10 protein-coding genes are annotated in these 13872 nt (G+C 74.5%); 6 read left to right on the forward strand and 4 right to left on the reverse strand.

Features of this window, described 5'->3' with window-relative positions; genetic code table 11:
* The 4 genes from ACQEVB_RS19805 to yaaA all read right to left on the reverse strand — a co-directional run bounded on the left by ACQEVB_RS19805 (position 1) and on the right by yaaA (position 5098).
* On the reverse strand, positions 1-1254 hold the full coding sequence (locus ACQEVB_RS19805) for a DEAD/DEAH box helicase (protein ID WP_432973462.1): 1254 nt from the start codon (positions 1252-1254) through the stop codon (positions 1-3).
* Positions 1255-1576: 322 nt separating this feature from the next.
* On the reverse strand, positions 1577-2509 hold the full coding sequence (locus ACQEVB_RS19810) for a serine protein kinase RIO (RefSeq protein ID WP_432973464.1): 933 nt from the start codon (positions 2507-2509) through the stop codon (positions 1577-1579).
* A 194-nt stretch (positions 2510-2703) separates the two neighbouring features.
* Positions 2704-4158: a hypothetical protein gene (locus ACQEVB_RS19815; RefSeq protein WP_432973466.1), complete on the reverse strand. Its 1455-nt coding sequence runs from the start codon at positions 4156-4158 to the stop codon at positions 2704-2706.
* Between the two features lie 190 nt (positions 4159-4348).
* On the reverse strand, positions 4349-5098 hold the full coding sequence (yaaA, locus tag ACQEVB_RS19820) for a peroxide stress protein YaaA (RefSeq protein ID WP_432973468.1): 750 nt from the start codon (positions 5096-5098) through the stop codon (positions 4349-4351).
* Positions 5099-5214: 116 nt separating this feature from the next.
* On the opposite strand from yaaA, the gene ACQEVB_RS19825 reads away from it, so the two are divergent.
* The 6 genes from ACQEVB_RS19825 (at position 5215) to ACQEVB_RS19850 (ending at position 13822) form a co-directional block, all read left to right on the forward strand.
* Positions 5215-6333: a PLP-dependent transferase gene (locus ACQEVB_RS19825; protein ID WP_432973470.1), complete on the forward strand. Its 1119-nt coding sequence runs from the start codon at positions 5215-5217 to the stop codon at positions 6331-6333.
* Positions 6334-6345: 12 nt separating this feature from the next.
* The gene (metX, locus tag ACQEVB_RS19830) at positions 6346-7485 is read left to right on the forward strand and encodes a homoserine O-acetyltransferase MetX (protein ID WP_432973472.1); all 1140 of its coding nucleotides are present in this window, start codon (positions 6346-6348) and stop codon (positions 7483-7485) included.
* A 176-nt stretch (positions 7486-7661) separates the two neighbouring features.
* Positions 7662-8279, forward strand: coding sequence for an FHA domain-containing protein (locus tag ACQEVB_RS19835; protein ID WP_432973474.1), 618 nt, complete (start codon positions 7662-7664; stop codon positions 8277-8279).
* A gap of 13 nt (positions 8280-8292) precedes the next feature.
* A complete protein-coding gene (locus tag ACQEVB_RS19840; RefSeq protein ID WP_432973476.1) occupies positions 8293-11379 on the forward strand; it encodes a DUF1668 domain-containing protein in 3087 nt (1028 codons plus the stop codon).
* 23 nt (positions 11380-11402) lie between these two features.
* Complete coding sequence (locus ACQEVB_RS19845; RefSeq protein ID WP_432973478.1) at positions 11403-12032, forward strand: RibD family protein; 630 nt, start codon at positions 11403-11405, stop codon at positions 12030-12032.
* Between the two features lie 41 nt (positions 12033-12073).
* Complete coding sequence (locus tag ACQEVB_RS19850; RefSeq protein WP_432973480.1) at positions 12074-13822, forward strand: proline--tRNA ligase; 1749 nt, start codon at positions 12074-12076, stop codon at positions 13820-13822.
* Positions 13823-13872: the final 50 nt, after the last annotated feature.

Here is a 13872-nt window from a genome sequence, read left to right on the forward strand (position 1 = left end):
TCAGGCGGCGCGACGCCGCCGGTTGCCGCCGGGGCGCTGCGGCCGACGGGACCGCTGCGGTGGCGCGGCCGGGGCCGGCGGCGCCAGCGGCACCCCGGACGGCTCACGAGCGCCCGTGATCCGCACCAGCTCGGCGCCGCCCGGAACGGCCTCGGCGCGGGCCGGGCGGATGCCGGCCTGCCGGGTCATGCGGTCGACGTCGTGCCGCTCCTCGGGCGTCACGAGCGTGACGACCACGCCGTTCTCGCCGGCGCGGGCGGTGCGGCCGGCCCGGTGCAGGTAGTCCTTGGGGTCGGCCGGCGGGTCGACGTGCACGACCAGCCCGACGTCGTCGACGTGGATGCCGCGGGCGGCGACGTCCGTCGCGACGAGCACCGGCACGCTGCCGGAGCGGAACGCCTCGATGGCGCGGGTGCGCGCGTTCTGCGCCTTCCCGCCGTGCAGGGCGCCGGCCACGATCCCGTCCCGGCGCAGGCGCTTGACCAGCTTGTCGGCGCCGTGCTTGGTGCGCACGAAGAGGATGGTGCGCCCGTCGCGGGCGGCGATCTCGGCAACGACCTGCTGCTTCGCCTCGCCGTCGACGTGCAGCAGGTGGTGCTCCATCGTCGTGACGGAGCCGGTCGGCGGCGCGACGGAGCGGGTGACCGGGTCGGTGAGGTAGCGGGTGACCAGCGCACCGACGGCCCCGTCGAGGGTCGCGGAGAACAGCAGCCGCTGCCCGTCCGCGGGGGTGCGGTCGAGGATGGCCCGGACCTGCGGGAGGAAGCCCATGTCGGCCATGCGGTCGGCCTCGTCGAGCGCGGTGACGGAGATGTCGCCGAGGTCGATCGTCCGCTGCTGGACGTGGTCGGTGAGGCGGCCGGGCGTGGCCACGACCAGGTCGACGCCGCGGCGCAGGTCCGCTGCCTGCTTGGCGAACGACAACCCGCCCACGACGACGGTGGTGCGCAGCCCCAGCACGGCGGCGAACGGCACGAGCGCCTCGTCGACCTGCTGGGCCAGCTCACGGGTGGGCACGAGCACCAGCCCGCGCGGGCGCTGCGGGGTGCGGCGGCCGCCGGCGAGGCGGGCCAGCACGGCGAGGCCGAACGCGAGCGTCTTGCCGGAGCCGGTCTGGCCGCGGCCGAGCAGGTCGCGGCCGGCGAGCGCGTCGGGCCAGGTCGCGGCCTGGATCGGGAAGGGCGCTTCGAAGCCGCGCTCGGCGAGCGCTGCGACGACGGGAGCGGGCAGGCCGAGCTCGGCGAACGTGGGCATGCCGGACTCCGGCACGCTCCACGTGGGCTCGGGGGTGGATGCGACCGCGGGGGCGGTTGCGGCGGGCCGCGGGGTGGCGCGGCGGGACCTGCGGTTCGGCGCCGGGCGTGAGCCACGGCGGCCGGTCTGGGACGGCACGAGACCTCCGGTACGGGGCCCTCGGCACGTCGAACAGCGACGAGTGGAGCCCTGGGCGCGGTCGCGCCCGTTGATGGATGAAGCTTCTGGTGGCGCTCCGCGGGTGTCCGCGGTGGGCCGGTGCGGGGAACGTGCCGGCCGGGCGCTCACGATCATCGTACCGGAGCGCCCGGCCGGTCAGCGTTCAGTGCGGCGTGATGCCCGCCTCCTCCGCCAGGTCCGCCAGCAGGCTCTCTGGCTGCCCGATCTCCGGCGGGAGGCCGCGGGCGACGAACCACTCGCCGATGCGCGTCACGTCGCGGGCCAGGAACTCCGGCCCGTTCGGGTTGCCGACGATGTCGACGACCTGCGGCAGGTCGATCAGCACCAGCCGCCCGGCACCCGGCCCGGGCTCGACGAGCACGTTGTAGGCCGACAGGTCACCGTGGGCCCAACCCCGCCGCGCCAGTCCGTGCAGCGCGTCGGAGAGCTGGTGCCAGAGGTCGACCAGGTCGTCGGGATCGGGCCGCAGCTGCGCGAGCCGCGGCGCCGCCGCGGCCTCGTCGGTGCCGCGCAGGAACTCGATCAGCACCTCCGTGCCGTCGTAGGAGACGGGGTAGGGCACCGGCAGGCCGTCCGACCACAGCACGCAGAGTGCGGCGAACTCCGCGCCCGCCCACTGCCCGGCGATGACGTCGCGGCCGAACGCGGTGCGGTTCGCCATCGCCCGCATCTCGCGGGACCGGCGCACCCGCCGCCCCTCGAGGTACCCGGCGTCGCGGTGGAAGAGCCGGTGCTCGCCCGTGCGGTAGCGCTTGGCGGCGAGCAGGACCCGCCGGTCCGTGCCCGGTACCCACCGCTCGAGCAGGTGGACGTCGGCCTCCTTGCCGGTCTTGAGGACGCCGAGCTCGGCGTCCACGGCGGCGTGGTCGGTGATCACCCAGTCGGGTCGGGGCTCCGGTCCGTGGGCGGCGCCGTCCCACGTGGACCAGCGGTCGCCCTCGGGTGGGCCGTCGATGTCGGTGCCGCCGCGCTCGTCCCACTCGGCCGTGTCGACGGCGGGAGCGTGGGTGCGGCGGCGGGAGAACGGTTCGTCGCGCTCGTCGATCAGGTCGTCGAAACGGCGGCGACGCTTCATGCGTGAGTCGTGCTGGGACAACGGGGGTGCTCCTGGATGCAGGCCCCGCGGCAGAGAAGTGGCTCAGCGCGGGGAGGGAAGAGGACGGTGCAGGCACACGTCAAGGACAGCTGTCGACATGTGGCACCTCCTCAGGAGCACGCGTGAGCGATCTGCGGCGATCTTCCCGGACCGCTGATGCGCCGGCAACCGGTTTATCCGGCCGCGCGCCCGTCCCAGCTCGCGAGCACCCGCAGCTTGTCGAACGGGATGTTCTCCAGGCTCGCGAAGCTGCCGGTCAGGCCGTTGGCGGCGTAGGCGGAGCCGCCCGGTGCGTACTCGAACAGGAACGCCATCCGGGCGCCGCCGTTGTCGCCGCAGTAGGCGCCGTAGGTCTGCAGCGCCTTCGCGACCGTCTTCTCGGCGGGCGTGAGGTTCGGCAGCGCGTCGACGTCGAGGCTCGGGTCGAGCTGGACCCGCGCACCCTCCGGGATCGGGTTCGGCATCCCGTCGTCGTTGCTGCCGTCGGTCTTCGTGGCGGGGTAGCGGAACTCGCCGGGCTTGGCCATGTTCGTCGAGAAGAACAGGGCGTGCGGGATCTCCCCGGCCGCGATCTCCGACTCCCGCACCACGGCGGCGAACCGCGCGATCCCGGCGCCGGTGGAGCTGCCGTTGGTCTCCCGGCCGTCGCCGTCGAGCGGGGTGATCGAGCCCCACCCCGCGGTCCACGACTTGCCGCCGTCCTTGGCCATCCAGAGGTTGTAGACGGAGTTCGTGAGCGGGTCCGCGACGGCGAGGTGCCCGTCCGATCCGGGGGCGATCGGCGTGCCGGGCGGGATGGGCATCAGGCGGCCGGCGAACGGGTCCGGCCCCCAGTTGCCCGTCTCGGAGAACGTCACCGGGAACCGTGGGGTCGCCGCCGTGATGCCGTCCGGCCCGCGCAGGGTGACGCCGAAGTCGCCGATGTTGGCGATGTGGTCGCCGCTCGCGAGACCCGCCACCATGCCGGCCGACGCAGCGTCGAGCACCGGGTTCGGTGGGATGGCGCCCCACAGCCAGTCCGCCTTCCCGAAGTACGGGCGGTCGTGCCCGGGGTGGCACGCGACGGGCAGGGGCGACGTCAGGCCGGGGACGCCGGGTGGGATCGGTGAACGCGGGGCCGGCTCCTCGACGGGCGGGACGACCGGAGCCGGGACGGCCCGAGCGGGAGTGCCGGGCCGCGGGGCTGCAGGGGCCACGGACGGCCGAGCGGGCGGGGCGACGGACGGCGAGGCGGCGGCAGACCGCGGCGCGGCGGGCAGCGGGGACGCGGCAGCCGCGCGCTGCGCGCCGTCGGGCGTGGTCCCCGGCGGCGGGACCGCGGGGACGGTGGTCGGCGCAGGCGCGGCGGGGTGACCCTCGTCGGCGCCGTCGTCCGGTGCGGTGTCGTTCGGTGCGCCGTCGTCCGGTGCGGTGTCGTTCGGTGCGGTGTCTCTCGGTGCGGTGGCCTGCGCCGGGGCTGCCGGAGTCGTGGGAGCCGCGGCGAGGCCGGGGAGCAGTGGCCGGGGGAGCAGCGCGCACGGATCGACCGGGGCCGCCTCGGCGGTACCGGACACCGCCGGGGCGGCGAGGAGGGCGACGGTGAGGGCGACGGCCACGGTCCGCAGCCGATGAGTCGGTGTGCGGGTCATGACGGCCTCCGTGCTCCGCGTTGCTCCTGGGGTTGCTGTTACAGCTGAGGCTGTTGGGCACGGAGAGTCCAGTGAGACCGCAGGGACTCACCTGTTCGTGCCGGGAAGGTGACCCCAACGGGTTGCCGACGCTCACCCGGGCGGCACGAAGCCACCGGTCGGGCACGGAAGTTGCGGAGAGTGACGGACCTCAGGCCGGGACGATGATCTCCAGCGCGCGCGGTCCGGGCCGCTCCACGCGCATGCCGGCGCGGCGGGCCAGCGTGGCGACGGCGGCGGCGTCGGCCGGTTCGGCCCGGGTGCCGGCGAGGACCCGCGCCAGCGCGCCCTTGTGGGCCTTGTTGAAGTGGCTGACGACGGTGCGCCGCCCGTCCGGGTGCTCGGCGAGCACGGTGGCCGTCACGGCGCCGGGGATGCGGGCGAGCGCGGCGTAGGAGCCCGAGCGCAGGTCCACCACCAGTTCGTCGGCGGCGATCGCGGCGAGGACCGGCTCCAGCGCGGGCTTCCAGAACGCCGCGAGCGTGCCCCGTCCGGGGAGCATCGAGCCGGCGGAGAGGCGGTACGCCGGCACCGGGTCGTCGGCGCGCAGCAGCCCGAACAGGGCCGACCCGACCGCGAGGCGGGCACGGGCCCGCGCCGCGGCGGCACCCTTCAGCGACCGCACGTCGAGGGCGTCGTAGAGCACGCCCGTGTAGCGCAGCAGCGCGGGCGCCGTCGGTGCCGTCCACAGCGCGGCGTTGCGGGCGATCTCGCCGTCCTGCCGCGGGGAGAGGCCGAGTGCGGCCCGGCTGGCCGGCACGTCGTCGGCGAGCGCGACGACGTGCTCGACGAGTTCCTTGCGCGCCGGCTCCAGCTCGGCGTGGCTCAGCGCGTCGAGCCGCAGCGGGGGACCGTCGCCGCCGTCGAGCTTGGTCTCCGACGGCGGCAGCAGCACGAGCACGGGGCGACGGTACCGATCGCCGCTGGTGACGATCGCCGCGGTGCGGGTGAGCGCGGTTGTGCCCGTCGGGGGCCGCAGCTACGTTGCTGACGTGCTCCGCCTCGTGGTCCGACGCCATGTCGACCTCATGCGCGTCGCGAGCGCGGGCTGTCCGCTCCCGCGCTGACCAGCCCTTTCGCGCACGAGCACCACGGGAGAACGTCCTGTCCACCTCCAACCCGACCGCGTGGTCGTTCGAGACCCGGCAGGTCCATGCCGGGGCCCGACCCGATCCGACGACCGGTGCCCGGGCGACGCCGATCCACCCGCCCGGCGCGTCCCCCAACCCGACGCAGGACGTGCTGGAGCGGCGCGTGGCCGCGCTGGAGGGCGGTGTCGCGGCGGTCGCGTGCGCGTCCGGCCGGGCCGCCACCGTGCTCGCGGTCCTCGCCGCCGCCCGGCCCGGCGACCACGTCGTGGCGAGCGACGCGGACCTGTTCCGTCGCACGGTGCCGGAGTTGGGCATCGAGGTCACCGTCGTGGAGGAGCCAGACGGGTGGGCCGCCGCGGTGCGCCCGAACACGAAGCTCTTCTTCGCCGAGGCACTGGGCCCGCGCGGTGCCGTGCTGGACGTGCGCGCGGTGGCCGACGCGGCGCACGCGGCCGGCGTGCCGCTGGTCGTCGACAACACGGTGCCCACCCCGTACCTGCTGCGCCCGATCGAGCACGGCGCGGACGTGGTCGTGCACTCGGCGGCGGCGTTCCTCGGCGGGCACGGCACCGCGCGGGGCGGCGTCGTGGTCACCTCCGGGGACGTCCAGTGGCGCGAGAGCCCCGACCTCGGGTCGGTCATCTCGCCGCAGGACTGCTTCCTGCTCCTCCAGGGCATCGAGACGCTGTCGCTGCGCATGGAGCGGCACGTGCAGAACGCGCAGGCCGTCGCCGAGTGGCTCGAGGCGCGGGCCGACGTGCGGCAGGTGCACTACGCGGGCCTGCCGTCCAGCCCGTGGCACGCCGCGGCCCAGCGGTACCTGCCCAAGGGTGCAGGTGCCGTGGTCGCCTTCGAGCTCGCCGGCGGCGCGGCGAGCCGGTTCCTCGACGCGCTGGAGCTGCACGGCGATCTCGGCGACGTCGGTGACGTGCGCAGCCAGGCCGTCCAGCAGGGCGACGTGATCCGGCTGTCGGTCGGCCTGGAGGGCGTCGAGGACATCACGGCCGACCTCGACGCCGGCTTCCGCGCGGCCAAGGACGACTGAGGAACGGCCGACGTGAGCAGCACGGCGATCACCCTCCCTCCCGTCACCGGCGCGTGGCGGGACGGCGATCCCGTCGGGCGCCGGCAGTGGATCACCCTGCCGGCGCCGCTCGCCCTGGAGGCCGGCGGGGAGCTGCCCGATGTGCGGATCGCGTACGAGACGTGGGGCACCCTCGCCCCGGACGGCGCCAACGCCGTGCTCGTGCTGCACGCGGCCACCGGCGACACCCACGTCACCGGGCCGGCCGAGCCCGGCCATCCCACCCCGGGCTGGTGGGGCGACCTGATCGGGCCGGGCAAGGCGCTCGACCCGGCCCACTGGTTCGTGGTGGCGCCGAACGTGATCGGTGGCTGCCAGGGCAGCACCGGCCCGTCGTCGATCGCGCCGGACGGCCGGTGGTGGGGGAGCCGGTTCCCGCTCGTCACCCCGCGCGACACGGTGGCCGCCGAGACCGTGCTCGCCGACGCGCTGGGCGTCGAGCGCTGGGCGTGCGTCATCGGCGGCTCGATGGGCGGCATGCGGGCGCTCGAGTGGGCCGCCACCGAACCCGACCGGGTGGAGCGGCTGATGGTGCTGGCCGCCCCGGCCGTGTCGTCGGCCGAGCAGATCGCGTGGGCGGCGTGCCAGCTCGCGGCGATCCGCGCCGACCCGGGCTGGCGTGGCGGCGACTACTACGACGCCGCCCCCGGCACCGGCCCGCACGCCGGGCTGGCCGTCGCGCGGCGCATGGCGCACCTGAGCTACCGCAGCCCGTACGAGCTCGCCACCCGGTTCGGAAGGGAGCCGCAGGCGGGTGAGGACCCGTTCCACGGCGGGCGCTACGCCGTCGAGTCCTACCTCGACCACCACGGCGACAAGCTGCTGCGCCGCTTCGACGCCGGCTCCTACGTGCGGCTGACCGAGATGATGAACGCCCACGACGTGGGTCGCGGGCGGGGCGGGGTGGGCGCGGCGCTCGCCGGCGTCCGGGCGCGCACGCTCGCCGTCGGCATCTCGTCGGACCGGCTGTACCCGGTCGAGGAGCAGACCGCGATCGCCGCCGGCGTCCCGGGCGGCCGCGCGCGGACGATCGACTCCCCGTACGGCCACGACGGGTTCCTGATCGAGTGGCAGACGGTCGGCCGCCTGCTGGGTGAGCTGCTGGAAACCTGACGGGACGGTCGGGCCGTACCCCCGATCGGACGAATGCGGCGTCAAGGATCGTCGTAATGAATCCGATACGAGATCCGACGTCCTGCCAGGAGACGATGGCGCTCTTGAGTAGTGACCGCCCGTCAGGGCCCTGTGCGTGGGGTTCGTGACGGGATACCGTTCCTGAAGGTGGTGAGATGAACCCGTTTCTGGAGGTGTGGCGCCAGGCAGGCGCGGATCTGGTGCAGCTCGACGGCGACCGGTTGACGGTCGGACGCGCCGAGGGCAACGACGTCGTGCTCGCCGACGACGGCCAGGTCTCGCGTGTGCACGCCGTCTTCGAGCGACTGGCCGGTTCGTGGAGCGTCCGTGACGTCAGCTCCCGCAACGGCACCTTCGTCAACGGCAACCGGGTGACCGGGGAAGCGCGGGTCAGCCCCGGCGACGAGGTCCGGATCGGCCGCACCCGCATCGTCGTGCGCGGCGATCGCAGCCACGACACCGCCGACGTCACCGAGGCCCAGGCGCCGCCGCCGCAGCTCACTCCGCGTGAGCGCGACGTGCTGATCGCGCTCTTCCGGCCGATGACGGGCGCGGAGATGTTCACCGAGCCCGCGTCCACCCGGCAGATCGCCCAGGAGCTGTGGGTGAGCGAGGCCGCGGTCAAGCAGCACCTGCTGCGGCTCTACGACAAGTTCGGCGTCGGCGGCGAGGGCGAGCGCCGGCGCACGCGCCTGGCCAACGAGGCACTGCGCCGCGGCGCGATCACCCTGGCCGAGGTGCGCGCCGCCACCTCCGGCAAGCCGGCGAACTGACCGGGCACCCGCCGTGGCCACCGACTTCGAGCACCCGCCGACGGCAGGCGGCCGCCCCGCCGTCGTCATCGACCTCGCGCGGGCCGGGTTCACCGATGCGGTGGAGGTGGGGCGCGGCGGGTTCGGAGTGGTGTACCGCTGCCGGCAGGAGGAGCTGAACCGGACGGTCGCGGTGAAGCTGCTGCACACCGATCTCGACCAGGTCAGCCGGGAGCGGTTCTTCCGCGAGGGTCGGGCCATGGGCGGGCTGTCCGGCCACCCCAACGTGGTCGACGTGCTGCAGGTCGGCGTCACCGGCAGCGGACGGCCGTTCATCGTGATGCCGTTCCAGGCGCTGGACTCGCTCGCCGCGCGGGTGCGGCGCGAGGGCCCGATCGGGTGGGCCGAGGCCACCCGGCTCGGCGTGCGGCTGGCCGGGGCGCTGGAGAGCGCGCACCGCGTCGGCACCCTGCACCGCGACATCAAGCCCGGCAACATCCTCATGTCGAACTACGGCGAGGCCCAGCTCACCGACTTCGGCATCGCCCGCATCGAGGGCGGGTTCGAGACCGCCACCGGCGCGTTCACCGGGTCGCTGTCCTACAGCGCCCCCGAGGTGCTCAACGGCAACCCACCCACCGCGCAGTCCGACATCTACGGCCTGGGCGCCGCCCTGTTCTCCATCATCGCGGGCCGGGCCGCGTTCGAGCGGCGCGAGGGCGAGGAGATCATCGCGCAGTTCCTCCGCATCACCGGCCAGCCCATCCCCGACCTGCGCGGGCACGGCGTGCCGGAGCCCCTGTGCCTCGCGCTCGAACACGCCATGGCCAAGGATCCGGCGATGCGGCCCGCGTCGGCCGAGGCGTTCGGGCGGGAGCTGCAGGAGGTGCAGCGGGTCACCGGCCAGCCGATCGCCGAGATGGCGCTCCCGGCGACCCGCCGGACCAGCGCGGACGTCACCGAGACCGCCGCTGCGCCGAGCCCGGACGAGCGGTCCCCGTCCCGCGTCTCCCGATCGTTGGAGCTGGTGGACCACCCCTGGGGGGCGACGAGCGCCGAGGCGACCCAGCTGGTGCCGCCGGCCCGCCCCGCTCCCGGTCCCGTCCCGTACCGCAACTCGCCGTCCGGCGGGTGGACCGGAGGCGGGTCGACGTCCGGCCGGTACCCGCCACCGGCCGGCCCCACCATCCCCGACCAGCCGCCGCCACCGCCGGAGCAGCCGCCGGGCAAGCGCCGCCGGGCGCGGGTGATCGCCCTCGTCGCGGTCGCCGTGCTCGTGCTGGCCGGGCTGTCGGTGGCCGGTGTCGTCCTGCTGCGCGGCCCGGCGACGCCCGTCGACCAGCCGGTGCAGAAGCCGGGGATCGGCCTCGCGTGGGGCGCGCTCGCCGACACCCCGGTGGCCCGCCAGCAGGTCGCCACCACGATGGCCGACGGCGTCGTCTGGGTGGCCGGCGGACTCCTCACCAACAAGGAGGCCAGCACCGCCGTCCAGGGCTTCGACGCGGCGATCAACGCGTGGAAGGACGCCACGCCGCTGCCGGTGCCGCTGCACCATGAGATGGCCACCACCTACAACGGCCAGATCGTCGTGCTCGGCGGCTGGCAGCCCAACGGTGCCCAGCTCAACGCCATCCAGAACGTCAAGGTGTACGCGCTGCAGAGCCAGAACTGGACCGAGCTGCCGCCGATGCCCGGCCCGCGCGTGGCCGGCGGCGCCGTCACCATCGGCAACCGGATCGTCCTGGTGGGCGGCCAGGCCAACAACCAGCTCGTCACCACCACCGACGTCTTCGACGGGAAGGTCTGGAAGCAGGGCGCGCCCATGCCCACCCCGCGCGAGCACCTCGCCGTCGTCACCGACGGGCGCTACCTCTACGCGATCGGCGGGCGGGCGATGTCGTCGGACAAGAACTCGGACGCCGTCGAGCGCTACGACCCCGAGCGCAACGTCTGGGACAAGCTGGCCGCCCTCCCCACCCCGCGCGGCGGCAGCAGCGCGGTCTTCGTCGACAACCGCATCGTCGTGGCCGGCGGCGAGGCGCCGGCCACGACGATCGACCGGGTCGACCAGTACGACGTCGCGACCAACACGTGGTCGCCCCTGCCGGCGATGCGCACCCCGCGGCACGGGCTCGCGCTCGCCGCCGTCGGCACCACCGTCTACGCGTTCGACGGTGCGGCCAAGCCGGCGCACGACGCGTCCACGGCGACCGCCGAGTCGCTCGTCCTGCCGCCACGGCGACTCGGGCCGGCGCCGAAGTGGCGCCCCGCCAACGACGCCCCGGTCGCCCGCCAGTTCACCGGCTCCGCCGTCGTCGACGGGCGCCTGTACGTCGTCGGCGGGCTCACGGTCAACGTGTCCACGCCCGCCGTCTACGCCTACGACGCCGCCATCGACACCTGGACCAAGGGCCCGGACCTGCCGATCCCGCTGCACCACGTCATGGCCGTCAACTACCACGACGAGCTGTGGGTGCTGGGCGGCTGGACACCCGCCGGCGGCAACGAGTCGGGGCTCAACTCCGACCGGGTGTTCGCCCTCCGCGGCGGCACCTGGGTGGAGCAGCCGAAGCTGCTGCACCCGCGGGTCGCCGCGGCCGCCGCCGTCGTCAAGGACAAGATCGTCGTGTTCGGCGGGCAGACCAACGGCGCACTCATCCCCGAGACCGAGGTCTTCGACGGCACCGCCTGGCACAACGCGGCGCCCATCCCGACCCCGCGCGAGCACCTCGGCGGCAGCGCCGGCGGCGGCTTCGTCTTCGCCATCGGCGGGCGGCAGCTCTCCTCGTCGAAGAACCTGGCGACGTTCGAGCGCTACGACCCCGCCACCGACACGTGGACGTCCCTGCCCCCGATGCCCACCGCCCGCGGCGGGCTCGGCGCGGCCTGCTTCGACGGCCGCCTCGTCGTCGCCGGGGGCGAGCTCCCGCGCGACGTGCTGGGCACCGTCGAGGCCTACGACGTCGACACCGGGCTGTGGACCACGCTCGCCCCGCTCGGCACCCCGCGCCACGGCATGGCGCTCGACGTGATCGGCAACTCCATCGTCGCCGTCGGGGGCGCGCAGAAGCCCACCCACGCCGAGTCCACGGCGAAGGTCGAGTTCCTCGACTTCAACTGAGGTCGGGCAGGAGGATCACGACCGTGCCCCGGCCGTTCGTCCTGCTGTCCGCCGCCATGAGCCTCGACGGCGCCATCGACGACACGTCGTCGACGCGGCTCCTCCTCTCCGACGCGGCCGACCTGGACCGGGTGGACGCCGAGCGGGCCGGCGTGGACGCGGTCATGGTGGGTGCGGGCACCCTGCGCCGCGACGACCCGCGCCTGGTGCTGCGGGACCGGTCCCGGGGCAGCGACCCGACGAAGGTGGTCCTCTCCGGTTCCGGGGAGCTGGATCCGGCGGCGCGGTTCTTCACCGTCGGTGACGCCCCGCGGCTCGTCTACACCGCTCGACCGGACGTGGCGAAGGCCCGCGTGGGCCACGTGGCCACCGTCGTCGACGCCGGCGACCCGCTCGATCTCGATCTCGTGCTGGCGGATCTGCACGCGCGCGGGGTGGCCAGGCTGATGGTCGAGGGCGGCGCCCGGGTGCACGGGCTCGTGCTCGGCGCGGGCATGGTCGACGAGCTGCAACTCGTGGTGGCGCCGCTGGTGGTGGGCGAGTCGGCGGCTCCGCGGTTCGGCGGTTCACCGGGCGCGGGACGGCTGGACCTGCGCCTCGCGGAGGCCCGGCCGATGGGCGACCTCGTCCTGCTGCGCTACGTCCGGGGGTAACCGGCGCGACCGCGCGCGGGGCACGTCGCTACCCTCGTCGCGTGTTGACCCGGATGTCGTCGCTGTTCCTGCGTACCCTGCGTGAGGATCCGGCCGACGCGGAGGTGCCGAGCCACAAGTTGCTCGTCCGCGCCGGCTACGTCCGTCGCGTCGCCCCGGGGATCTACGACTGGCTGCCGCTGGGCTTGAAGGTGCTGCGCGCCGTCGAGCGGATCGTCCGCGAGGAGATGGACGCCATGGGCGCCCAGGAGATCCTGCTGCCGGCGCTGCTGCCCCGCGAGCCGTACGAGCAGACCAACCGGTGGACCGAGTACGGGCCGAACATCTTCCGGCTCAAGGACCGCAAGGGCGGCGACTACCTGCTGGGCCCCACCCACGAGGAGCTGTTCACGCAGCTCGTGAAGGGCGAGTTCAGCTCGTACAAGGACTACCCGGTCGCGCTCTACCAGATCCAGACGAAGTACCGCGACGAGGCGCGGCCGCGCGCGGGCATCCTGCGCGGGCGCGAGTTCCTCATGAAGGACTCGTACTCGTTCGACCTCGACGACGCAGGTCTGGAGCGCTCGTACCAGGCGCACCGCGACACCTACGTGAAGATCTTCGACCGGCTCGGCCTCGAGTACGTGATCGTGTCCGCGATGGCGGGCGCGATGGGCGGCTCGAAGTCGGAGGAGTTCCTGGCGGTCTCCGAGACCGGCGAGGACACCTACGTGCGCAGCCCGGGCGGCTACGCGGCCAACGTCGAGGCCGTCACGACGCCGGCGCCCGCGGACCGCCCGCTCGACGGGCTCCCCGAAGCCCAGGTGCACCACACGCCGAACACCCCGACGATCGAGTCGCTCGTCGCCTTCCTCAACGGTGCCGGCCTCGGCCGCGAGTTCACCGCGGCCGACACCCTCAAGAACGTGCTGCTCAAGACCCGGGCCCCCGGAGAAGAGGAGTGGCGCCTGCTCGCCGTCGGCGTGCCGGGGGACCGCGAGGTCGACATGAAGCGCGTCGAGGCGGCGCTCGACCCCGCCGAGGTCGCGCTGCTCGAGGAGGCCGACTTCGCCCGGCACCCGTTCCTGGTGAAGGGCTACATCGGGCCGGGCGCGCTGGCCGCCAACGGCGTGCGCTTCCTGGTCGACCCGCGCATCGTGACGGGCACGGCGTGGGTCACGGGCGCCGACAAGGCCGACCACCACGTCGTCGACCTGGTCGCCGGCCGCGACTTCACCCCCGACGGCACGATCGAGGCCGCGGACGTGCGCCCCGGTGATCCCGCTCCCGACGGCTCCGGCCCGCTGGAGGCCGCGCGCGGCATCGAGATCGGGCACGTGTTCCAGCTCGGCCGCAAGTACGCCGACGCGTTCGGCCTCGACGCGCTCGACGCCAACAACAAGCCGATCCGCATCACGATGGGCTCGTACGGCATCGGTGTGTCGCGGCTGGTCGCCGTGCTGGCCGAGCAGAACCACGACGAGCACGGCCTGATCTGGCCGCGCGCGGTCAGCCCGTTCGAGGTGCACGTGGTGATCGCCGGCAAGACCGACGAGATCAAGGCCGGTGCCGAGCAGCTCGCCGGCGAGCTCGACGCCGCCGGCCTCACCGTGCTGCTCGACGACCGCAACTCCTCGCCGGGCGTCAAGTTCGCCGACGCCGAGCTGATCGGGGTGCCGACGATCCTCGTCGTCGGCCGTGGTCTCGCGAACGGCGTGGTCGAGGTGAAGGACCGCCGCAGCGGCGAGCGGGTCGAGGTCGCGGTGGCAGAAGCCGTGGCGCACGTGCGCGACGTCATCAGGGCAGGCTGATCCGGGCGGTCGGGGAGGGCGACGATGCAGGGGCCGACGACGACAAGGCC

This window comes from Pseudonocardia sp. CA-107938, assembly GCF_050936315.1.
Taxonomy (GTDB): Bacteria; Actinomycetota; Actinomycetes; order Mycobacteriales; family Pseudonocardiaceae; genus Pseudonocardia.